Source organism: Staphylococcus sp. IVB6181, assembly GCF_025561445.1.
Taxonomy (GTDB): domain Bacteria; phylum Bacillota; class Bacilli; order Staphylococcales; family Staphylococcaceae; genus Staphylococcus; species Staphylococcus simulans_B.
Genome location: NZ_CP095096.1, coordinates 2,592,369 through 2,614,912, shown reverse-complemented (window position 1 = coordinate 2,614,912; position 22,544 = coordinate 2,592,369). Strand labels below are relative to the sequence as shown.

The window sequence follows — 22,544 nt, the reverse complement described above, 5'->3', positions numbered from 1 at the left end:
TATCTAGTTTTGAATGTATAAACATTCCATTGTCTGGCGACAATGGCAAAGAGGTCACACCTGTTCCCATGCCGAACACAGAAGTTAAGCTCTTTAGCGCCGATGGTAGTCGGACTTACGTTCCGCAAGAGTAGGACGTTGCCAGGCAATCAGAGACCCAATCGGGTCTCTTTTTTTTATGCCTTTTTTGAAGCAATCTTGTAATAAATTAGTTTTTATGGCAGGTAGAAACAGAATTTCTTTCATTTCTGTCCAAATTCTTTCCAATGTATATGTTAAAATAAGAGGTAATTACGAAATTAAAGGCAGTGAAAAAAATGAATTTGCCCTTGAATCATAAGCTAGAGACATGGCTTGAAGAACAACCGATTTCATTTCATGTCCCCGGACATAAAAATATGACAATCGGCTCATTAAATGCAATGGATTTAGCGATGGACATTACCGAAATCACTGATTTTGATGATCTCCATCATCCAGAAGCAGTATTAAAAGAAAGTATGGCAGCGATAGATAAACATCCTGAATATGATGCATATTATTTAGTGAATGGTACAACTTCAGGAATACTGTCAGTGATTCAAGCAGCTGCACAGCAACAACAGCCGGTAATCATGGGACGCAATGTACATAAATCAGTTTTTCATGGTTTGGACTTAGCACAAACAACAGCTGATATCTTGCCGATGACACTGAGTGAAGCTACACAACAATATAAAGCACCGCTGACAATGGATAATCAAGAGAAACATAGTCTGGCGATAGTGACGTATCCGAACTATTACGGCGAAACGTTTGATATACAAACCTTTATTCAGCAGCAGCATGCGTGTCATACACCTGTACTAGTAGATGAAGCACATGGTGCGCATTTTGGATTGCCTGGATTTCCACATTCTTCATTAACTTATGGTGCAGATTATGTGGTGCAGTCGTATCATAAAAGTCTGCCTGCACTGACAATGAGCTCAGTTATCTTTATACATAAATCAGCACCTTATCGCGAACAGGTGCTTGAGTACTTAACGTATTTTCAATCTTCCAGTCCGTCGTATTTATTGATGGCTGGTTTAGAACGTGCTCATCATTTCTACAAAATGTATGATAGTACGCAGTTTTTTGAAAAGCGCCGCCGTCTCATGCATGCATTGTCAGCGAAAGGGTTTGAGGTTTGCGAAATGGATGATCCGCTGAAGTTAACGGTGGCATATCCAGGTTATTTTGGCTATGAAGTGCAGCAATGGCTGGAAGCACAGCATATTTATCTTGAATTGGCAGACGAGCAGCAAGGATTGTTAGTCTTGCCGATGTGGCATGAAGGGGATCGCTTCCCGTTTGATTTATTATTAGAACGTCTTCAAGCGATACAACTGCCGCATGCGATAAAAGGGCAAAATACACCATGTCCTTCTATGCCGAAAACTGCAGGGATTTATCAACCGGCAGCAATTACACATATGAAAAGTGCCGCACTTGAGTCAACCGCCGGTAAAACACTCGCACAGCATATTGTCCCTTATCCGCCAGGCATTCCAGTCTTTTATAAAGGTGAGGTTGTCAGCGGTGAAATGATTGAGGTTATGGAAAATTGGTTAGCACAAGGCATCAGAGTTGAAGGTATCACAAATCGAACTATAAAGATTAAGGATGAATAATATGTCAGCATTTATCACATTTGAAGGACCGGAGGGTTCTGGCAAGACAACAATTTTACAGCGCGTTTCTGAACGTTTAAGCGAACAATTTGATATATTGACGACAAGAGAACCGGGAGGTGTGCCGGCTGCAGAACAGATTCGTGAAATTTTATTAGAAGGCGAAGCTGTCGATGACCGTACGGAAGCTTTATTGTTTGCGGCATCGCGCAGAGAACATTTAGTTGAGAAAGTCATCCCTGCCTTAAACACAGGCAAAGTTGTGCTTTGCGATCGTTACATTGACAGTTCGCTTGCATATCAAGGTTATGCAAGAGGTATTGGTGTAGACGAAGTACGTGCGATTAATGAATTTGCGATTAATGGTCTCTACCCAGATTTAACAATTTATTTAGATATCACTGCAGAAACAGGAAGAGAACGTATTCAAAGCAATGCCCGCAACATGAATCGTTTAGATCATGAGAGTATTGCCTTTCATCAAAGGGTAATTGAAGGGTACCATCAATTAATTGAACAAGACTCAAAACGTTACGCTGTCATTGATGCGAATCAATCAATTGATGCGGTGGTCGATGCGGCATATAAAGCAATCACACAATACTTAGAAAAAGACGCATAATAGAATCGTGTCATAGGAAACAACTGGGAAGTTGTTGCAAGAAAGCGTGTTTGCATAGTATAATTTGTTCAACTTTATTTACAGCGAGCCCTAAAGATTAATATAGATTTTAATAGAAAACATCAAGTAATCAGACATCACTTTTAGTAAAAATCTATTAAGTTTCAAACAAGCTCTACCATCAGAATATGCTATAATATTACAAAGAGGTGTTAGTTATGAAAATGGTAATTGCAATTGTTCAAGACCAAGATAGTCAAGAGTTGTCTGACCAACTCGTCAAAAATAATTTCCGAGCTACCAAACTCGCAACTACAGGTGGATTCCTTCGCGCAGGAAATACAACTTTCCTTTGCGGTGTTGACGATGACAAAGTAGATGATTTACTTAATGTCATCAACAAAACATGCGGAAACAGAGAACAACTTGTATCGCCAATTACGCCAATGGGCGGCAGCGCAGACTCATACATTCCTTATCCAGTAGAAGTAGAAGTCGGCGGCGCAACAGTTTTCGTTATGCCTGTTGATGCATTCCACAGATTTTAATGAATAAGACGTTAAAGAAAGATTAACGCAGAATACAGTCTTTATAAATAGTGGGGGTCGGGACGAGTGTGTAATCGGAGGTTGTTGATTGAACAATCTAGGATGAACTCTCGATGTCCTGCCCTTTTTCATTATGGAAAGGTGACGACGCGAATGGATGAATTATCACGATTGACCAATGCGTATCAATCTGGAAAGCTTTCGCATGCCTATTTGTTTGAAGGCGATGATGCACAAACAATGCAGCAGACGGCAATGGCATTTGCGAAGTTGATATTATGTAATGACAATGAGACATGCCAAGCGAAAGTTGATGCCTTCAACCATCCGGATTTCAGATATGTAACAACTGAAGAAACCAATCTGAAGAAGGAAAAGATTGAAACATTGGTTCACGCGATGAATCAACTTCCTGTGGAAGGTTCGCATAAGGTATATATCATTAATGGATTTGAAAAATTAACAGTTCAAGGTGAAAACAGTATTTTAAAATTCTTAGAAGAACCGCCTGAAAATACAATTGCATTATTGTTATCTACAAAGCCTGAACAAATATTGAGTACGATTCATTCCCGCTGTCAGCATGTGTACTTCAAACCGATGTCGCAAGCTCAGCTGGTCGAGCGTTTGAAAGAACAAGAGATTTCAAAGCCGATTGCACAAATGTTAAGTACATATACCACACAGATTGAAGAGGCACGCGCATTGAATGAAGAATATGACTTAGCGAATTTGCGCAAGAATATTATCAACTGGTGCCAGTTGCTGCTGACAAATCGCACAATGGCTCTGATTGCATTGGTGGATTTGATGAAAGCAGCTAAGAATAAGAAGCTGCAGCAATTGACACTTTCAGTGGTCAACGCCTTTTTTCAAGATATTATGCATGAGAAAGCACAAACACCAGGACATCTCGTCTTTTCTGAATTGGAAACAGACATTAAGCAATATGCACAACGTTTAACATATGGTCAATTGACGCATATGTATGATCATATAACGGAAGCACATAAGAAATTAACTCAAAATGTGAATCCGACACTTGTATTTGAACAAATCGTAATCAAGGGGGTGGGCTAAATGCTTCAAGTCGTTGGCGTTCAATTCCAAAAAGCCGGAAAATTAGAATACTATGCACCTGCAGAAGAAGCAGAACTTTGCTGCGGTGACAGAGTAGTTGTGGAATCAAAGCGCGGTGTAGAAGTAGGTGATGTGAAGGATGCTGCTTTAGAAGTAGATGAACAAGATGTCACATTACCGTTAAAACCGATTATCCGTGTAGCGACTGAGAATGATTTAGAACAGTGTGCCTGCAATGAGGAAGACGCAGAAAAAGCATTGGATTTCTGTAAGGAATCTATTGAACAATTAGGGTTAGAAATGCGTTTAGTCAATTGTGAATATACATTGGATAAATCGAAGGTCATTTTCAACTTTACAGCTGATGATCGTATCGACTTTAGAAAGTTAGTTAAAATCTTAGCATCAAGACTAAGAACACGTATTGAATTGCGGCAAATCGGGGTGCGCGATGAAGCTAAATTGTTAGGCGGCATCGGACCTTGCGGCCGTTCATTATGCTGTTCGACATTCTTAGGCGACTTTGAACCTGTCTCTATTAAAATGGCAAAGGATCAAAACCTGTCATTGAACCCTACAAAAATTTCCGGTGCATGCGGCCGATTAATGTGCTGTTTAAAATATGAAAACGATCATTATGAAGCTGCAAGAGAGCAGCTGCCGGATGTCGGAACGAAAATTGAGACACCAGAAGGGCAAGGGACAGTTGTCGGTTTGAATATGCTTGATATTTCAATGCAAGTCAAAGTCGAAGGGTTAGAACAACCTTTAGAATATTCAGTAGAAGATTTAGAAGCAATCTATTAAGGAGGCCGTAGGCTGTTGGAACGCAAAGATTTAATGGAGAGACTATTGCGTCTTGAAACCAATGTACAGCAATTGTATCAAGATACGGCAGAGTTGAAGACGATTGCGGTGGAACTGATCGAAGAGAACGTGGCTTTAGAAGTGGAAAATAATCATTTAAAGCGTTTAATCGGACGTTCTCAAGAAGGAACATCAGAACCTGATACAGATGATACTAAGCTTGAACAAAAGTCAAAAGAGAAAAAGAAACCGCGCTTAAGCAGTAAAGAAAACTTAGCGATTTTATATCAAGAAGGTTTCCATATCTGTAAAGGCGATTTATTCGGTAAACATCGTAATGGCGAGGATTGCTTATTTTGTTTACAAACTTTAGAAGAGCAGTCGTAATCAGACATGCTTTTTTGAAGACACATATAGAAAGTAAAATTGAATGAGTTCAATTAAAGTGCGAGCGTTCATACAACGCTCGCCTATACATATTAAAAATTGGAGAATCATGATGTTGAAAGAAAATGAACGCTTGGATTGTTTGTTAAAAGAGCAGTTAGAAATTATTCAAAACGATGAAGTCTTTTCCTTTTCTACTGATGCGTTATTACTGGGGCATTTTACGCATTTAAGAAAACGCGATAAAGTGATGGACTTGTGTTCAGGTAATGGTGTGATACCGTTGTTGCTGTCGGATAAAGGCACACATGAAATTGATGCAATAGAAATTCAACTGCAACTTGTGGATATGGCAAAGCGCAGCATTCAACATAACGGTTTAGAAACGCGCATCCGCATGTATGAGATGGATTTAAGAGAGGTACAGCAAAATTTTAAACCTTCAAGTTATAATGTGGTGACATGCAATCCACCGTATTTTAAAACCATTCAAACGCAGCAGCACCAAAAAGAAGCACATAAAATCGCACGTCATGAAATTATGTGTACATTGGCAGACTGTGTTAATGCGGCGAAGCATTTATTGAAACAAGGCGGACGCTTGGTAATGGTCCACCGTGCAGAAAGACTGATGGATGTATTGTTTGAATTTCGTCAGCATCAGATTGAACCGAAACGATTAACCATGGTTTACAGTAAACAAGGCAAAGCAGCCCATGCTATTATTGTTGAAGGGCGTAAAGCCGGTAATCCCGGCTTAGATATTGCGCCCCCGTTTCATATGTATGAAACCAATGGAGATTATACCAAAGAGATGAGCGCAATTTATTATGGAAGCTAAACACTTTATTTATATTGTGAAATGCAAAGACGGCACGTTATATACAGGGTATACCAATAATGTTGAAGCACGTATACAAAAGCATAATGCCGGCAAAGGCGCAAAATATACCAAAACAAGACGGCCGGTCGTCTTAATGTATCAAGAAGGTTATGAAACAAAATCAGAAGCGATGCGTCGAGAATATGAAATCAAAACATATTCAAGAACGCAAAAACTTCAGCTCATTGAAAGGGGCAGAATCTAATATGGGAACACTTTATTTAGTCGGGACACCCATCGGCAATTTAGCAGATATTACATTTCGTGCTGTAGACACTTTAAAAGCAGTAGATGTCATTGCTTGCGAAGATACACGTGTAACTAAGAAGTTGTGTCATCATTATGAGATTACAACACCGTTGAAATCTTATCATGAGCATAATAAAGCTTCACAAACAGAACCGTTGATTGAGACCTTGTTAGAGGGTCAATCTATTGCTTTAGTATCTGATGCCGGATTGCCTTTAATCAGTGATCCGGGATATGAGTTAGTCGTGCGTGCACGCGAAGCAGGTATTGAGGTAGTGCCGATTCCAGGACCGAATGCCGGGTTGACGGCGTTGATGGGAAGCGGATTGCCTTCATTTGTGTACACTTTTATCGGTTTCTTGCCTAGAAAAGCGAAAGAAAAGAAAGCAGTACTTGAACAAAGAATGTTTGAAGATTCAACTGTGATTATTTATGAAAGTCCGTTTCGTGTTGCGGATACGTTAAAAGTAATTGCGGAAATAGATGAAAATCGTCCTGTCGCAGTAGGGAGAGAACTTACTAAAAAATTCGAAGAGATACAAACAGCTCCGGTTTCTGAATTAATAGCTGCACTAGCAAATGGCGATATTTTGACTAAAGGTGAATTTGTGATTCTTATCGAAGGTGCAGAACAAAAAGAAGAAACTGAATGGTTCAGCGAATTAGATATTCACGAACATGTAGCGCACTATATTCGTCAGAATATGAAACCCAAAAAAGCAATTAAACAAACAGCTGAAGACCGTCAGATGAAAACAGGTGAAGTTTACGATATCTATCATGGAATAAAATAAGCAATATGTAAAATTAATATAAAATTAAGCGTAATTTGCGCCGGACTGCATAAAACTATGTTATTTTAGAAGGGTACAGTTAATATCTATTAATTAGGGAACCCGTTATTATTTTTCTTTAGTGAGCAACACCGTCAGAATAGGAGAAATCTTAGATGAAGAAAAATAATTCAAAATATAACACATATGCCATTCGAAAATATACAGCAGGTGCAAGTTCTGCTTTAATTGCCTCTTTTGTCTTCGTGGGATTAAGTACATCAGCACATGCAGAAGAAGTGCAGCCTGCGGCAACTCAACCAGAAACATCTGTTCAAACTGAGCATACAGATAAAGCAGTGTCTCAAGGAGAATCAGAGCCAGTGTTGGATTCTGGCTTTTCGCATGTTCAACGTACCACTCAGTCTGAACCCTCAACATCATCACAGCAATCTGAGGCGGCACAAACTGAAACATCAGAACATAATGACCTGCTTTTGGATGCAGAATTTTCACATGTCCAACGTGAAGATGCAGCCCAAGATAATGTGCGTTCATCATCAGCACCAAAAAAGGAACAAGATGATGCTAATGCTTCATCTGAAACAGTGATTGATCCAGAATTTTCACATGTTCGACGTCCACATCTGCCAAAAGCGCCATCGATCAGCGAAGGTGACGTGTCACAAGAGCAGTCTTTTGAAACAGATAGTTCAAAACAGGGTGTGAACAATACAACAGAGAATCAGAATCAGCTGGATGAAGGATTTTCTGTGGTTCGACGCGACCAGCAAGAAAGTCAGGATGTCGCACAAATTGCGGCAGCACAAGTTAAAGAAAAGGATAATACATTTAAGCGTCCAAGTACAGATGAGCTATCACCGAAGGTGAGCCCTGCGCCGGTTGATAAGACAACGAAGCAACAAGAAACAGCTGTGACACGTGTAAAACCTGTTTCTGCACCTGGAACGGGCGAAACGCAATCTGAACCGACACCTGAATCATCGCATATAGACAAAGAAAATCCTCAAGCAACTGCGCTGCGTTCTACTCAACAGCCTGCAGAACAAAAGCAAGAAACATTATCGAAAACGACACAACAACAGTCTATCAATAAATATCCAGTTATCTTTGTACACGGCTTTATGGGCTTTACCGGAGATGTTAAGCCTGATTTATATCCTAATTATTGGGGCGGCGATAAATATCGTATTGTCGACGGTTTAAGAGAAAAGGGCTATGATGCTTATGAAGCAAGTGTCGGTGCTTTCAGCAGCAACTATGATCGTGCAGTCGAACTTTATTATTATATTAAAGGCGGTACTGTAGACTACGGTGCAGCACATGCAGAAAAGTATGGTCATGCACGCTATGGACGTACATATACTGGTGTCTTTCATGATTGGGAACCTGGTAAAAAGGTACACATGGTAGGGCATAGTATGGGCGGACAAACGATCCGTTTATTAGAACATTTCTTACGTTTTGGCAACCAAGAAGAAATCGATTACCAACGCCAGCATGGCGGTACAATTTCTCCGTTATTTGAAGGCGGAAAAGATAATATGAATTGCCTCAATTACTACACTTGGTACGCCGCACAACGGTTCAGCTGCCGCAGATCGTATCGGTAACCAAAAAGCATTTAAAGATATTGTTTATGCGTTAGGCAGAATGGGCGGCGGAAAACTAGGCAATGTAGATTTCGGTTTTGAAAAGTGGGGCTTTAAACAAGGAGAAAATGAATCATATATTGATTATGCCAATCGTGTCGCTAAAAGCAATTTATGGCACACAGACGATAATGCAATGTATGATTTAACTTCAGAAGGCTCAGAAAAACTGAATTAAATGACACCTATGAATCCTAATATTGTTTATACAACATATACAGGATTAGCCAGTCATGAAGGCTTAACAGGCAATTATGTGCCGGATATAGGACAATTCTTCTTATTTGATGCGACAAGTCGTGTAATCGGAAGCGAACCAGATCAATCATTGCGTCCGAATGACGGTATTGTTTCAGTTGTTTCATCACTCTATCCGACAGGACAAGTCTTTACTGATTTTACAGATGGTCTTAAAAAAGGCATTTGGCAAGTAACACCAGTTATGAAAGGCTGGGACCACTTAGACTTTGTCGGTTTAGATACGTTAGACTTTAAACATACAGGACAAGAACTTCAAGGTTTCTATGCTGGACTTATCAATAATATGATGCGTGTAGAAGAATTAGAAGCATAAAATAAAGTGCGCCGTAATCTTAGTGATTGCGGTGCGCTTTAAACTTTTTGCCATTAAAATTAAAATCTTTTGGAATTGTATAATCTTGGTATGCCCAATAACTACTCAATTCAATTTTGTCTCTCTCAGTAATTTTATTATTCACTATCATACACCCCGAATCGAATAGAATCAGCATCGTTTTTTCTTCCTTCTACTATATTGATGTTCTTTTCTGTATACAGAAGTGTATATGATATTTCTGATTTTTGCGGTCCAATTTGTTCATGTATAATATCATCTGAAATTTTCAATAAATTTTCTTTGCCTCGCTCTTTGTTATAGTGCTTAAACCTATCAAAAAGGTTAGTTACCAGATATGATTTTTTAGTTTCAATAATTAATTCTTTTTTCGAAATATACTGCCGTTTAAATTCAGGATTACTTAATGTGATTAAGGGGCGTAGGTGTTCATTATATTCTTTAAGAGTCATCGGTCTTCCACTTAATCTAAAAAATTCATTTTGATAACCAGAGTTTTGAGTTTTATTAATAGCTTCTTTAGTATAACCATAATAACCATAATTCTTTTGATTATCTTTAAAGTATTGGTATAGTTCATCATATTCTTTTTTGTTTGCTTTGTAATCAAAGCCGCTGACTACTTTACCAATTTGAGTAGCGAGTTCATCACTTTCTTCTTGTGCTCTTGCAGAGCCTTTGTATCCTAAAGAATCTGCAGAGACAACAATACTAGAATTAAAGACAATATCATGATCATCGCAATGGACAAAAACTTCGGCTCCTTTACCACTGCCGACAACATTCGTGGCTTTGACATTCAAACCAAAATTATCTTTAAAGAAACGCTCACCCAAGTCCGCAAATTCTTTTTTGTGTTTTTTGGCTAATTCAGTCGCATCTTTTTCAGCCTTAGGCTGAAAACCTTGTCCTTTATATTCATTGACAGGCATTGTACGCGGAACGTTATTTTCAGTTGTTATATCTTTCAATGCATTGCATCCACCTAATAGAGTTGTTGAAATTATAATTGTGTAAAGCAGCTTTTTCATAGACCACCTCATTGGTTGATAAGAATCATCATTTTTAAGTCATTAGAAATAATTATACTAATATTGCTTTGAATTAATTAAAAATTATCGTAAAGATATGATTAAGTATTGTCATTAAGGAACATTGCGATATTTAATGGATGTAATTATAATTTTTTGCTTCTGCAGCTGAAATAGTACGCGTTGACGTTATATAAGGAGCTATGAAGTTCATTTCTGAGATAAATATACTGCCATCAATATTAACGCGTTCAACGTAGGCTACATGTCCCCATACTCCAATAGGTGTTTGAAAAACTGCACCTTTTTCAGGTTGGTTATCTACTCTAAATCCCGCAGCTTTAGCTTGGCTTGCCCAGTTTTTCGCATCCCCCCAAAATGTACTGATGGTATTACCGTCAGCGGCACGTTTGTCAAAAGAAGACACATATAGTTTTGAAACTGTAAATAGAGATGTAGCAGAGAATGGAATGAAAAATGGTGCATATCAAGTTATGGTGATCATTCCCAAAAACTTCTCTAAGTTAGGAATGCAGTTAGATAAAAAAACGCCTGCTAAAATGGCGATTCAGTATAAAACAGCTGCTGGCCAAAATGAAAAGTTGACACGCGAAGTAGAACAAGTGGTGAGTACAGTATTAAATTCGTTCAATAAGAATTTGATTAATATATATTTCTCAAGTGTTATCGATAATTTGCATAACGCACAAAAGAATGTCTCTGATATGAAGGAACGTCAAAAGAATACAGACCATATGTTCCAAAATTATTTATTAAATCCTTTAAATGATTATCCGAAGAACTTTACAGAATTAATGGTGAATTCCATTAATGCGAATAAGAGTATTACGCAATGGATTGTGGGATATAATAATTCTCTTTTGAAACAAGACAACAGTATTTTCAATATTAATCGTTCTGCTTCTGAAATCGTACAAAATCAAAGTTCTGAATATGATGAAGATATCTCATCACTTGAAAAAGCTTTGAATGCCTATCAAACACAAAATGAAAGTGCAGATATAGAAAGTCAAATTAAATCCTTAGAAAAAATGAATCAAGAATATGAAAGTCAAGCTGAAGCGAACAAAAAAGAAAAGTCAGAATATAAAACGGCATTCGAGAAGAACTTAGAATCTATGAAAGAAGAAGTAGATAAAGAAAAATCTCCTTTCACTGATAAGATGATTGAAGATTACCGCAAAGAACTGACGACATCATTAAATGAGCAATTGGATAAAAATCCTGAACTCAATTCGGTAAAAGAAGAAATAGAACAAAACAACCAAAGTCTGCGTTCTGTATTTCTAACAAATATGGTGAAATCAATTGAAAGAGAAGAGTCTAGTGATGACGCTACTTACATTACTGATTTATCTCGTGCAGATTTAGAAACAACTGGATTATCACATACACAAGTTGAAAAGTATGCCAAAATTTTAAATAACTTAAATGCTTTTAAATCCGCTTATAACGAAGATCATCCTGATCAAACTATTCAGCAGGCACCTTATAAAGGTGAATTGACAGCAAATAATACTGAAAAGTTAACGACTGATGGCGTAAAATTCAAACGTAACCAAACAGTAAAAAGTAAGGATATTAATAGATTAACAATAGTGACAGATTCAAATTTTGATTTTGATGGCACTATTGATATCAACGGTAAGAAATATGATGTCAAAGATGATGAAATTCAGTTAGAAACCGATGTTAAAAATTATAAAGTGGCTATCGAAGGGGTAGCACGTTTAAAACAAGATACAAAAAATCAAGAAGCATTTCTTAAGGATAAGACTATGCATTTACAGTTAGTGTTCGGTCAAGCTGTAAAAGGTGAAGAATCAGCTGAAGTTAAACCAGAAACAATGCCTGCAGTACCGAATGCACAAGAAGAAGCGGAAACACCAACATCAGCCAACGCTAACAAGTCAGCAAATGTTGTTGATATTTCAATGAGCCATGACTTATCTGGTGATGTAATCAGTCCGCAATTAAATCAGCAGTTACGTTCATTAGATCAATTCCAATCACAATATGAACTTTATAATGAAACGAAAGTGAGTCAAATCAAACCTCAAATCGATAATAATGCGATTGTGGACATGATGGTAAATGAAGTTATAACAGATATGACTGATTTTAAAGATAACAAAAAAGCGTTGATGACAGAAATTGAAAAGATGCAACAATCATCTGATGAAATGGTAGAGAAGATGATGAATGAAAAAGATTGGATAGCAAATAATCAACAAGAAGTACAAAGTTTAATTCAAAACTTATCAGCAGAAAATGACAAGTTAAAAGAAAAACCAGAAGTACCAAAAATTGATAGAGAAGAAGGTAAAGAATTTACAACTTTATCTATGCAGTTGGATGATGATATTCAAAAAATGTCAGAACGCAGCAGTCAATTGTTATCAGATAGTCAGAACACGAAATCTACTGCAGAATCTGTAAGCACAGATATTAATCGTCTTGACGGCAATGTTAACAATCTTCATGCATCTGGTCGTTCATTAGGAACAAGAGCTAATGAACTTAATAAGGAGATGATTGCAAATTCTAAAGAGAATGATTTGTTTGTTAAAAATTTCGAAACGGTATTGAAAAACTCTAAGGACGGAGATAAACAAAATGAAGCCCTTAAAGATTTCATGAGCAACCCAATCAAGAAAAAGAACTTAGAGAATGTATTAGCCAATAATGGAGACAAAAACACGATTTCACCTTCTATTATGGTGTTGATTATGTATTTAATCTCAATCATGACTGCTTATCTGATTCATAGCTATTTTAATGCTAGAGGTCCGCTTAAACTAATCAAAAATGATTTCAGCGAGAATAATGAATTGTGGAATAAAGCAATTAATTCGGGAAGTATTGGACTTGTAGGATTAATTGAAGGGTTGATTATCGGACTGGTTGCTTTAAATCAATATAACGTATTACCAGGCTATCGCATTAAGTTTATTTTAATGGTGATGTTAACGATGATCGTTTTTGTTTTAATCAACACTTACTTGCTAAGACAAGTTAAAGCGATTGGTATGATGCTGATTCTTACTGTTCTTGGTATTTATCTCATCGCTATGAACCAGTGGACTTCAAGTACAAAAGGTGAAGCTTTATCTGCTGTATCGCCATTGTCTTATATCGATACAATGTTCTTTAATTATCTCAATGCAGAACATCCTGTAGGAGCTATGTTATTCTTCTTAGTTATCTTTGCACTCATTGGACTTGGTCTAAATGCGCTGGTTAAAAAATTAGGAAAAGCGAGTCCATCGCAATGATAGCAGCATCTTTATTGACTATGCATCTATTCATAGGCCAAGCAGATAGCCACAATGGAAGTCTTGAAATAGATACCAGCGAACAAGAAGCAACTGAGAATAAAAATAAAGATTTAGATCGCTATGATACTACTTTGTTTAATGACGATAGTCAAAGTGTGAATAATATGCTGAAAGAAAAACAAATGAATAAAATGCAAGATGTTAAAAAAGATATGTTTCAAGAAGAAGCGGGAGAATCTTCCCGCTTATCTGAAACGAAAAAGCAATTGTTCGGGCCTGTTTCTGACAAACAGAAAGTAAGATACGACAAAGTTCCTTATACACAGGAGGCCCAAAAGAAAAGTATATTTACTTATTTAATGATGGCTGGCGGCCTCATATTGATGATAAGTTTTATTGCTTACACCATAATCCGACGAAGAAAGCGTGAGAATCATGAAATATCATAAAAGTGTAACTTTAGATTTTACTAATTATAAAGCTGGCACATATGATTTATCAGTTCCAGTACATTTGCCGATTAATACACTGATACCACTGATTATTGATAGTTTGGATTTACGTAATGTGAAGAGACTAATACAAGTTAAAGAATTGACTAAATCAAAATTACTGACTGAAGGAGATTGCTTAGTCGACTTTCATATAGCAGACGGCGATATTTTAAAAGTGATATAGGAGGACAGGAAAGTGGAGAAAAACAACTCAGCCCAAAATAATAATGAAGAACGAGAAATAATGAGAGAAATACCCAAGTCAGCAATTAAAAAAGCACATTATCATTTAATGCATCTGCTAGGGGAGGACATCCCTCATTTTCTTAAAGCAGATGTCATCGAGTTAGATGAAAGTTTCCAAGTACATTATGATTTTCCAGAGCACCTTATTCGTTTTGATGATATTCGTGCTTATACAAGGGATCTTAAGCTGCGTTATTTACTTAATATTGCTGAGTTAATGCGTGTTCAAAAGACTCGTTATACTTTCGACTTGCGTCCTGAGGAAATTTACTTCACTAAAAATGGTTTGCCCCAACTAAAAACAAGAGGATTGAAAAATATAGTTGAACCAATGCCTATAACGGACGAGGAATTTCTCGACCGTTATAAGGCTTTGGTTATTTGTGCATTTAATCAGAGAACAGATTTTGACAGTTTGATTGGAGGCAACCTTCAATTACATAAAGGAACAGGATTTGAGAAAAAGGTTGCTGAAGCAAAAGATTTTGAAGAGTTAAAAGACATTCTGAAAGCACAATATAAACATCAAAGTGCTATATATACTCAACAATATGCTTATGTTCCCAAAAAACGTTTTAGTATTTATAAGTGGATTGCGATTGCTGCAGGTGTACTAGCAATTGTACTTGCTGGCGTTTTACTTTATTTGTACTTCTCTGTTATGAAGCAGAATGAGATTGTTGAAAAAGGTTATCTTGATTATGTCCGAGCTGATTATACAAATGTATTGAATGATTATAAAGATTTAGATGCATCAAACTTAGAAAAAGAAACACTTTATGTCTATGCGCGCAGTTATATAGAAACTAACAAGCAAGGCCTAGAAAAAGAGAAGAAAGAGAACTTGCTGAATAATATCACACCAGACGCAAATAAAGACTATCTACTATATTGGACAGAACTTGGACAAGGTCATTTAGACGAAGCACTTAATATTGCAACTTACCTTGATGATAATGACATCACAAAACTAGCTCTAATCAATAAATTGAATGAAATTAAAAACTCACCAGATTTATCTAGTGAAAAAAGATCAGAACAAACTAAAAAATATAATGATAAATTACAAGATATCTTAGACAAAGAAAAAGAAGTTAAAGATGCTGAAAGCGAACAAAAAGCTAAAGCAGCACAAGAGAAAGATGAGAAGCTGAAACAACAAGAAGAAAATGAGAAAAAACAAAAAGAACAAGCGCAAGAAGACAAAGAACAGCGTCAAAAAGCAGAACGTGGTAATTAAGATAGGATGGAGGTTAAAAGAATGCAGAAGCTCATAATCAAGTTGAACAAACAAGTAAGGATATTGAATTTAAAAAGCGGACACACCTATGTTATTGATAACCATCCTGATTCGGATATCACACTTAAAGAGATTTCTCATCCTATTAAAATTACTGAGCTCATGCCCAATCAATGGCAAGCAAATGACATGCGTTTAACACCTCATAAAGTGTTGCAACTAGATAGTGAATTACACAAGATCGAATTTGAAATATTAGAAAGCCGTAATAGGCATTTTTATCAATTTCCTGATAAATCAATGATGACATTAGGGGTCGAAACATTCGATGATATTAAAGCTGATGGATTGAATCAGACTATTATTTTTGAAGGGATCGATAAAGTTAAAGTTACAGGAGAATTGAAAATTATTCATAATACTGAGGTACCTTTTTATATTAATTATAATCTTATCGAATATGAAAAAGCAGCGGTAAAAGTTGGAGATCATATTCTGATTGATCGCATTTGGCTTGAAGTACGTGAAGACGGTTTAATTTTAATGTCTCCATACCAAATGAATTCGAATTTAGTTGAGTTGGAAATCGAAGAAAAAAGTTTGGAAGATGAAGGGTATTATGATTATCATCGTTCACCTCGAATTATACACCGTGAGCCGACAGAGACTATTAAAATCGAAAAACCTCCTCAACCTGTTAACAAAAATAATGCGATGATATGGCGTGCAATCATCCCGCCGCTTGTCATGATTATACTTACAGGAATTGTGTATTTATTGCGCCCGCTCGGAGTATATATGCTGATTATGGTGGGGATGAGTGTGGTCATGATTGTATTTGGTATTACCACTTATATTAGAGATAAAAGAAGATACAGAGAAGATGTTCGAACGCGAAAAGAAACGTATGAAAAATATTTGAGTGAAAAATCTATTCAAATTCATAAAGCAATACAAGAGCAGCGTCTAAGTTTAAATTTTCATTATCCTACATTAGCTGAAATACAAGATATTGTTGAGAGTAAAGCACCGCGTATCTATGAAAAGACAGCACACCACCATGACTTTCTTCATTATAAATTAGGTATTGCGAATGTGGAGAAATCTTTTAAATTAGATTATCAAGAAGATGAATATAATCAACGACGTGACGAATTGTTTGATGAAGCAAAGCACCTATATGACTTCTTTAAAGATGCAGAACAAGCACCTCTTGTGAATGACTTAACACATGGACCTATTGCCTACATCGGACCAAGAAGCTTAGTTATGAAAGAATTGCAGCAAATGCTGCTTCAAATTGCGACTTTCCACAGCTACCATGACGTTGAGTTTTTAGTTGTTTTACGTGAAGAAGAATATGAACAGTTTAAATGGATGCGTTGGTTGCCGCACATGAATTTATCAACTCAGAATATTCGTGGTTTTGTCTATCAGCAACGTACAAGAGATCTTATTTTGACTTCGATTTATAGTTTGATTAAAGAAAGAATGAATTTTATTAGAGAACGCGGAAAAAATAATGAACAAGTATTGTTTACACCGCATTTAGTATTTGTAATTACTGATATGTCACTAATTATGGACCACGTTATCTTGGAGTATGTGAACCAAGATTTATCCGAAATCGGTATTTCACTGGTTTTCGTTGAAGACGTTATTGAAAGCTTACCTGAACATGTGAGAACGATTATTGACATCAAGTCTCGCACTGAAGGTGAGTTAGTCATGAAAGAAGAAGAGCTCAAGCGTCTGAAGTTTATACCAGAAAGCAGTGTCGAAATCGATAAGGAATATATCGCACGTCGATTAGCTAATTTGAATCACGTTGAACAAATGAAGAATGCAATTCCAGAATCCGTCACATTCATGGAAATGTATGGTGCAGTTAAAGTGCATGAATTGAAAATCAATCAACGATGGCTGACAAATGAGACCTATAAAACTATGGCAGTCCCGCTTGGTGTGAGAGGAAAAGACGATATTTTAGAATTGAATCTTCATGAGAAAGCGCATGGTCCACATGGATTGATTGCTGGAACAACAGGATCAGGTAAATCGGAGATTATTCAATCGTATATTTTATCATTGGCAGTTAATTTTCATCCGCATGAAATTGCATTTCTATTAATTGACTACAAAGGTGGGGGTATGGCGAATTTATTCAAATCACTACCGCATCTTGTAGGTACAATTACCAATTTAGATGGGGACGAAGCAATGCGTGCATTGACTTCTATTAAAGCAGAACTAAGAAAAAGACAACGACTTTTTGGCGAGCATGATGTTAATCATATCAACCATTATCACAAGTTATGGAAAGATGGACACGCTTCTGAACCAATGCCGCATCTGTTTATTATTTCTGATGAATTCGCCGAATTAAAATCAGAACAACCAGACTTTATGAAAGAACTAGTGTCAACAGCACGTATAGGACGTTCATTAGGTATTCATCTGATTCTAGCAACACAAAAACCTTCGGGTGTTGTGGATGACCAAATTTGGTCGAACTCGAAATTTAAATTAGCTTTGAAAGTTCAAGATAAGCAAGATAGTAATGAGATTTTGAAAACGCCAGATGCCGCTGATATTACTTTACCAGGACGTGCTTATTTACAGGTTGGTAATAATGAAATTTATGAGTTATTCCAATCTGCTTGGAGTGGCGCGAATTATAGCGAGGACGTTCAAGGTACAAATGACTTTGAAGATAATATTATTTATTTCATCAATGAGTATGGCCAATATCAAGCTATTAATAAAGACTTAAGCGGAATTGAAAACGAAATACCAAAAGAAGCGCAGACGGAGCTTGAAGCGGTTATCGACCATATCGGTGAGATTACGAAAACAAACAATATTCAACCAGTTAAACGCCCTTGGTTACCGCCGTTGCCTAATCAAATTTATCAAGAAGATTTAGTTGAGATTGATTTTAGAAAGCTATGGGCAACAGAAACGAATAAGGTAGTACTCACACTTGGATTAAAAGATGTTCCGGAGGAACAATATCAAGGACCAATGACCATTGAATTAAGTAAGGCTGGAAATATTGCGGTAATAGGTAGTCCGGGTTATGGACGCAGTACTTTCTTACACAATGTAATTATGGATATTGCACGTCATTATCGACCAGATCAAGCCCATATGTATCTTTTTGATTTTGGGACAAATGGTTTAATGCCAATGGCAGATGTACCACATGTAGCAGATTATTTCACAGTGGATCAAGAAGAGAAGATTAAAAAGGCGCTAAAGCGATTACGCAATACAATTAATGAGCGCAAAAAATTATTAAGTCAAGAACGGGTAGTGAATATCGAACAATACAATCGTCAAATGGGAAGTACATTGCCGAATATTTTTGTTGTGATTGATAATTATGATGCTGTAAAAGAAGTTCCGTTTATGGAAGTATATGAAGAATTAATGAGTAAACTGACACGTGAAGGACTAGCACTTGGTATTTATACATTGATTACAGGTTCAAGAACAAGCACGATTAAAGCATCAGTTTTAACAAATATCAAAACAAGAATTGCTTTGTATCTCTTTGATAGTTCAGAGAGTACGAATGTTTTAGGTTCTTCTAAAAAAGGTGCCAAAGACATTAAAGGGAGAGCAGTGATTAATGATGATAATTACACTCAATTCCAAGTAGCGCAGCCTTTTAAATTAAATGAAGGTGAAACTATGAATAATTGCATCAAGAATGAAGTAGCATTAATGAATGAGAATTATGTAGATACTTATCCTAGTCCTATTCCAATGATGCCAGAACATGTATTAAAGAAAAATATCGATGCTGATTACGATGTTGAACAGTTGATTACAAAATCCTATCGAATTCCATTGGGGCTAGATTTTGAGGAGGTTGAACTTATAACCTTAGATTTATCTGAGCCAAGTATTATTACGGCATTGTCCCCTCAAGATTTAGAACTTGTAAACAACCATATTTTAGAAGCGTTAAAAGATTTAAAAGAAAAAGAAACCGTTATTTTAATAGACAGTGATGGAAGTATGAGCGATAAGTCAGAATATTTTTCATCGTATTACACCACTGCAGAAGAACAAAAGTTTGTTAAGGAAGGATTCGAAATTGAAATTAAGAAACGCATAAGCGGAGAACACTCTATCCAACAAAGAAAAATCGTCTTTATTAATAATTTAAAAGCATTTATTAATAACAGTTTGCTTACAGAACAAGAGATAAGAATGATTCTTGGAGAAGGTCCTAAATATAACGTATTTACAATCTTCAGTGGTATGTATAATGACATGGTATCTACTTATGAACGTCAAGCTAAGTTAGTTAGACAAATCACGAAACAATCTATAATTGTTTCACGATTATATGATCAAGAGTTAGTAATGACAACTTCAACAAGCAGAGAACCGATGTTAAAACCGTATGAAATGTATTACACCAATCAAAATGTTACGCATAAAATTCAAATGATTGAATAGGAGGAATCGAAAATGGGTGAAGTGAAAGTTGAAATAGGCAGTTTAACTGGAAAAATCAGCAATATTTCAAACGCCGGTTCGAATGTGAAATTTGATGGAGGGAATGTAGATTTAAGCGAAACAGATATCAATCCTTTTGTAGATTTTAAGAAAGCTTCAGCACTTCTTGAAACTGCAATTAACAATTATTCAACGATAATTTCTCAGGATTCAAAAGCAATGCAAAATGTAGTAGATGAGATTGAGAAAACAGACAATGATATGGCAAATCAAATAGAACAAAATTCATCGATACAGAATACTGGACTTAACTAGGAGTGGTGAGAATGTCTAATAAAGCTCAACTTCGTGCAACTAAAAACAGATATGTGAATATCAGAAACAATAAAAATACAGAATTAAAAGGATTGCAAGATGATAAGAGACGTTTAGAAGACGCAATTCGTGATGCCGAAGATATTAAAAACGATTTTGATTCTGAAAAAAATAAATACGATAGTATAGAGATTCAAAATAATGAGTGGAAAGGTAAAACCAGAAAAGATTCTGATAATAAAAAAAGAGATTTAGATGAAGCGATAGATGATTACAAAACTAAGTATAAAGAAATCATTGAGCAAATGAATAAAGATTTAGAAGAACTTGAAACTAAAATCAGTAATGTTGAAACAGATATTAGAGAGTTGACGAATCGTATCGATAGTATTGACAGACAGCTTGCGAGTGACTAAAAGTAAAGGAGGTAGAATTATTTGTAACAAAGTGAATATGCAAGAAGTGAATGAATTAAAGAAAAATATTGATGACGCTTTAGAAAACTTAAGCTCTCAAACAAAAGCTTTAAAGAAGAGATTAGATACTTTAGGTAGAGACAGTGACTTTAAAGGGCAGACAGCAAATAATGTAAAAAAATATAATGAAAGCTATCATATTGAAACAATTACTAGAATTGAAGACATAAATAAGGAATTTGAAAATTCTTTTAAAAAGTCAATAAGTGGATTTGAATCAGAGGTAGATAGCGATAAATCAGCTATTATCGTTAAAACAGCTTTGAAAAAATATAAAGAAGATATAAAAAAGTCATATGAAAATATAGAAGAAAATAAATTGAAAATGAATTCAACTATTCTAAGAGTTCATGACTTAACGAGTGCGCAGTCTATTTCAGAATACAAAGTGAAACAACAAGGTGATCAATTTGACAAGCATGTAAAAGAGACAATCAGTCATTTTGAGGATTTTCAAGCTAGTCATGATTTTGATGCTGTTGACTTATTAGGAGCCATTTATCCAGTTGCAACAATGTCATCTAAAGTTAAAAATCTATCCGCAAATAGATCTAAAATATACGGTGTGAGTTCTAAAATTGATGCAAAATATAAAATGAATTCACAAAATAATCCTTTTACTGAGGCGAGTAATGCTATTAAAGGGGTACAAAATGCAGCGTATGGTGGAAAACATATGAAAGATTTATATGAAGGTGCTGCCAAATTAAAAAATTATTTAATTATTGGGCTTGTCGCTGGTGATGGGGATTTTCAAAAAGGAAATGAATTACTAAAAAATGGTAATTTTAAAAAAATAGGAAGTCAAAAAATTAAGCTTATTAATAGTATATTAGATACTGATATAAATAATGTAAAAGGCGAAAACATCAAAAAAGCTTATACTCTATTGACAAATAAAAAGGGAAATATGAAGATGAGTAAAAAATTATGGGAAGCCTATAAAATAGCTTTAAATGATAAGCCTTTAAATCTAAAAAATGTTAGAGAATTAGAAAAAGTAAAAACTAGTGATGAGATAAAGAAAGTAAAAACTCCCAAAGAATTAGAAGCACTAAAAAAGTCAAAAGATTATAAAGATGTGTTCGATACTAAGAAAAAGAAATTAATTAAAAAATTTGGTAAAAGTGCATTAGATTCCGTTATTAATCCAAATATTCAAAAGGTTATTAAAGATCCCAAAAATGTAAAAAAGTATATGAAAATGGAACTTGATGACTTTAAAGATTTGAATAAATTTGGGAAAAGTATGAAAAGCCTAAAATATGCTGGGAAAGCTTTTGCGCCTGTAGGAGCAGTTATTGCAGTTGGAAATAATTTTGCAACTGAAAAAACAATGCAAAGAAAGTTGGTAGGATCAGCGGTAGACTTAGGTGCTTTAGCTGGTTCAGCAGGAACTGGTACTATGATAGGTGCAGCTATCGGAGGGCCTGTAGGAGCAGGGATTGGCTTGGTTTCTGGTGCATTAATAGGAATGGCAGCAGAAGTTAAAATTTTTAATGGTAAATCAGTTACTGATATCGCTAAAGAAAAAGCCAATAAATTTGTGAGTAAATTCAGAAACTCCGATACTTGGAAACAAACTAAAAAAGGTATTTCAAATGTAGCTAAATCAGCATTTAACAACTCACCGGCAATAAAATTCGGACAAAAATTAAGTCATGTTTTTTAATTATAAATTTAAATATATGAATGAAA

General features: G+C 35.8%; 21 protein-coding genes, 1 rRNA gene and 1 pseudogene. 21 read left to right on the top strand and 2 right to left on the bottom strand.

Features of this window, described 5'->3' with window-relative positions; genetic code table 11:
• Positions 1-32 precede the first annotated feature (32 nt).
• The 13 genes from rrf to MUA90_RS12855 all read left to right on the top strand — a co-directional run bounded on the left by rrf (position 33) and on the right by MUA90_RS12855 (position 9,251).
• Positions 33-147, top strand: a 5S ribosomal RNA gene (rrf, locus tag MUA90_RS12915).
• A 170-nt stretch (positions 148-317) separates the two neighbouring features.
• On the top strand, positions 318-1,655 hold the full coding sequence (locus MUA90_RS12910) for an Orn/Lys/Arg family decarboxylase (RefSeq protein WP_262587348.1): 1,338 nt from the start codon (positions 318-320) through the stop codon (positions 1,653-1,655).
• 1 nt (position 1,656) lies between these two features.
• The gene (gene tmk / locus MUA90_RS12905) at positions 1,657-2,277 is read left to right on the top strand and encodes a dTMP kinase (RefSeq protein ID WP_262587347.1); all 621 of its coding nucleotides are present in this window, start codon (positions 1,657-1,659) and stop codon (positions 2,275-2,277) included.
• A gap of 218 nt (positions 2,278-2,495) precedes the next feature.
• On the top strand, positions 2,496-2,825 hold the full coding sequence (locus tag MUA90_RS12900) for a cyclic-di-AMP receptor (protein ID WP_002481885.1): 330 nt from the start codon (positions 2,496-2,498) through the stop codon (positions 2,823-2,825).
• A 153-nt stretch (positions 2,826-2,978) separates the two neighbouring features.
• On the top strand, positions 2,979-3,905 hold the full coding sequence (locus MUA90_RS12895) for a DNA polymerase III subunit delta' C-terminal domain-containing protein (protein ID WP_105994581.1): 927 nt from the start codon (positions 2,979-2,981) through the stop codon (positions 3,903-3,905).
• Entirely contained in the window at positions 3,906-4,712 is an 807-nt protein-coding gene (locus MUA90_RS12890) for a PSP1 domain-containing protein (protein ID WP_105994582.1), read from the top strand.
• 15 nt (positions 4,713-4,727) lie between these two features.
• A complete protein-coding gene (yabA, locus tag MUA90_RS12885) occupies positions 4,728-5,099 on the top strand; it encodes a DNA replication initiation control protein YabA (RefSeq protein ID WP_105994583.1) in 372 nt (123 codons plus the stop codon).
• A 112-nt stretch (positions 5,100-5,211) separates the two neighbouring features.
• Positions 5,212-5,940, top strand: coding sequence for a tRNA1(Val) (adenine(37)-N6)-methyltransferase (locus MUA90_RS12880; RefSeq protein ID WP_262587346.1), 729 nt, complete (start codon positions 5,212-5,214; stop codon positions 5,938-5,940).
• A complete protein-coding gene (locus MUA90_RS12875) occupies positions 5,930-6,187 on the top strand; it encodes a GIY-YIG nuclease family protein (RefSeq protein WP_105994585.1) in 258 nt (85 codons plus the stop codon). The genes MUA90_RS12880 and MUA90_RS12875 overlap by 11 nt, the downstream gene beginning before the upstream one ends.
• A gap of 1 nt (position 6,188) precedes the next feature.
• Entirely contained in the window at positions 6,189-7,025 is an 837-nt protein-coding gene (rsmI, locus tag MUA90_RS12870; protein WP_262587345.1) for a 16S rRNA (cytidine(1402)-2'-O)-methyltransferase, read from the top strand.
• Between the two features lie 155 nt (positions 7,026-7,180).
• Positions 7,181-8,638 carry a lipase-like domain-containing protein gene (locus tag MUA90_RS12865; RefSeq protein ID WP_262587342.1) on the top strand — a complete coding sequence of 486 codons (1,458 nt, stop codon included), beginning with the start codon at positions 7,181-7,183 and terminating at the stop codon, positions 8,636-8,638.
• A gap of 40 nt (positions 8,639-8,678) precedes the next feature.
• Complete coding sequence (locus MUA90_RS12860; RefSeq protein WP_262587340.1) at positions 8,679-8,855, top strand: lipase-like domain-containing protein; 177 nt, start codon at positions 8,679-8,681, stop codon at positions 8,853-8,855.
• Positions 8,856-9,251, top strand: coding sequence for a lipase-like domain-containing protein (locus MUA90_RS12855; RefSeq protein ID WP_262587338.1), 396 nt, complete (start codon positions 8,856-8,858; stop codon positions 9,249-9,251).
• Between the two features lie 137 nt (positions 9,252-9,388).
• Here the strand turns inward: MUA90_RS12855 and MUA90_RS12850 are convergent, their stop codons facing one another.
• Positions 9,389-10,303, bottom strand: coding sequence for a DUF1672 family protein (locus tag MUA90_RS12850; RefSeq protein WP_262587336.1), 915 nt, complete (start codon positions 10,301-10,303; stop codon positions 9,389-9,391).
• A 133-nt stretch (positions 10,304-10,436) separates the two neighbouring features.
• Positions 10,437-10,766, bottom strand: a pseudogene (locus MUA90_RS12845) (CHAP domain-containing protein); the annotation flags it as partial.
• Between MUA90_RS12845 and esaA the strand changes: the two are divergent.
• The 8 genes from esaA to MUA90_RS12805 are packed head-to-tail and all read left to right on the top strand — an operon-like array spanning position 10,690 to position 22,518.
• Positions 10,690-13,599 (top strand): type VII secretion protein EsaA, encoded by a 2,910-nt coding sequence (gene esaA / locus MUA90_RS12840; RefSeq protein ID WP_262587334.1) that lies wholly within the window; start codon positions 10,690-10,692, stop codon positions 13,597-13,599. The pseudogene MUA90_RS12845 and the gene esaA overlap by 77 nt on opposite strands.
• Positions 13,596-14,051 carry a type VII secretion protein EssA gene (gene essA, locus MUA90_RS12835; protein ID WP_262587332.1) on the top strand — a complete coding sequence of 152 codons (456 nt, stop codon included), beginning with the start codon at positions 13,596-13,598 and terminating at the stop codon, positions 14,049-14,051. Before esaA ends, essA begins: the two co-directional genes overlap by 4 nt.
• A complete protein-coding gene (locus MUA90_RS12830; RefSeq protein WP_262588853.1) occupies positions 14,038-14,280 on the top strand; it encodes an EsaB/YukD family protein in 243 nt (80 codons plus the stop codon). Before essA ends, MUA90_RS12830 begins: the two co-directional genes overlap by 14 nt.
• A gap of 60 nt (positions 14,281-14,340) precedes the next feature.
• Positions 14,341-15,582, top strand: coding sequence for a type VII secretion protein EssB (gene essB / locus MUA90_RS12825; RefSeq protein ID WP_398577388.1), 1,242 nt, complete (start codon positions 14,341-14,343; stop codon positions 15,580-15,582).
• Positions 15,583-15,603: 21 nt separating this feature from the next.
• Positions 15,604-20,055 carry a type VII secretion protein EssC gene (essC, locus tag MUA90_RS12820; protein ID WP_262587330.1) on the top strand — a complete coding sequence of 1,484 codons (4,452 nt, stop codon included), beginning with the start codon at positions 15,604-15,606 and terminating at the stop codon, positions 20,053-20,055.
• A 12-nt stretch (positions 20,056-20,067) separates the two neighbouring features.
• Complete coding sequence (locus tag MUA90_RS12815) at positions 20,068-20,370, top strand: TIGR04197 family type VII secretion effector (protein WP_262587328.1); 303 nt, start codon at positions 20,068-20,070, stop codon at positions 20,368-20,370.
• Positions 20,371-20,381: 11 nt separating this feature from the next.
• Positions 20,382-20,786, top strand: coding sequence for a DUF5082 domain-containing protein (locus MUA90_RS12810; protein ID WP_262587326.1), 405 nt, complete (start codon positions 20,382-20,384; stop codon positions 20,784-20,786).
• On the top strand, positions 20,779-22,518 hold the full coding sequence (locus tag MUA90_RS12805) for a T7SS effector LXG polymorphic toxin (protein WP_262587324.1): 1,740 nt from the start codon (positions 20,779-20,781) through the stop codon (positions 22,516-22,518). The genes MUA90_RS12810 and MUA90_RS12805 overlap by 8 nt, the downstream gene beginning before the upstream one ends.
• Positions 22,519-22,544: the final 26 nt, after the last annotated feature.

Coding starts and splice junctions, on each gene's coding strand:
- esaA (WP_262587334.1), top strand. CDS start 10,690: ATGGTATTACCGTCAGCGGCACGTTTGTCAAAAGAAGACACATATAGT.
- MUA90_RS12910 (WP_262587348.1), top strand. CDS start 318: ATGAATTTGCCCTTGAATCATAAGCTAGAGACATGGCTTGAAGAACAA.
- MUA90_RS12850 (WP_262587336.1), bottom strand. CDS start 10,303: ATGAAAAAGCTGCTTTACACAATTATAATTTCAACAACTCTATTAGGT.
- essA (WP_262587332.1), top strand. CDS start 13,596: ATGATAGCAGCATCTTTATTGACTATGCATCTATTCATAGGCCAAGCA.
- MUA90_RS12900 (WP_002481885.1), top strand. CDS start 2,496: ATGAAAATGGTAATTGCAATTGTTCAAGACCAAGATAGTCAAGAGTTG.
- MUA90_RS12810 (WP_262587326.1), top strand. CDS start 20,382: ATGTCTAATAAAGCTCAACTTCGTGCAACTAAAAACAGATATGTGAAT.
- MUA90_RS12815 (WP_262587328.1), top strand. CDS start 20,068: ATGGGTGAAGTGAAAGTTGAAATAGGCAGTTTAACTGGAAAAATCAGC.
- MUA90_RS12890 (WP_105994582.1), top strand. CDS start 3,906: ATGCTTCAAGTCGTTGGCGTTCAATTCCAAAAAGCCGGAAAATTAGAA.
- MUA90_RS12865 (WP_262587342.1), top strand. CDS start 7,181: ATGAAGAAAAATAATTCAAAATATAACACATATGCCATTCGAAAATAT.
- MUA90_RS12855 (WP_262587338.1), top strand. CDS start 8,856: ATGACACCTATGAATCCTAATATTGTTTATACAACATATACAGGATTA.
- essC (WP_262587330.1), top strand. CDS start 15,604: ATGCAGAAGCTCATAATCAAGTTGAACAAACAAGTAAGGATATTGAAT.
- tmk (WP_262587347.1), top strand. CDS start 1,657: ATGTCAGCATTTATCACATTTGAAGGACCGGAGGGTTCTGGCAAGACA.
- MUA90_RS12880 (WP_262587346.1), top strand. CDS start 5,212: ATGTTGAAAGAAAATGAACGCTTGGATTGTTTGTTAAAAGAGCAGTTA.
- MUA90_RS12860 (WP_262587340.1), top strand. CDS start 8,679: ATGGGCGGCGGAAAACTAGGCAATGTAGATTTCGGTTTTGAAAAGTGG.
- rsmI (WP_262587345.1), top strand. CDS start 6,189: ATGGGAACACTTTATTTAGTCGGGACACCCATCGGCAATTTAGCAGAT.
- MUA90_RS12830 (WP_262588853.1), top strand. CDS start 14,038: ATGAAATATCATAAAAGTGTAACTTTAGATTTTACTAATTATAAAGCT.
- essB (WP_398577388.1), top strand. CDS start 14,341: ATGAGAGAAATACCCAAGTCAGCAATTAAAAAAGCACATTATCATTTA.
- MUA90_RS12895 (WP_105994581.1), top strand. CDS start 2,979: ATGGATGAATTATCACGATTGACCAATGCGTATCAATCTGGAAAGCTT.
- MUA90_RS12875 (WP_105994585.1), top strand. CDS start 5,930: ATGGAAGCTAAACACTTTATTTATATTGTGAAATGCAAAGACGGCACG.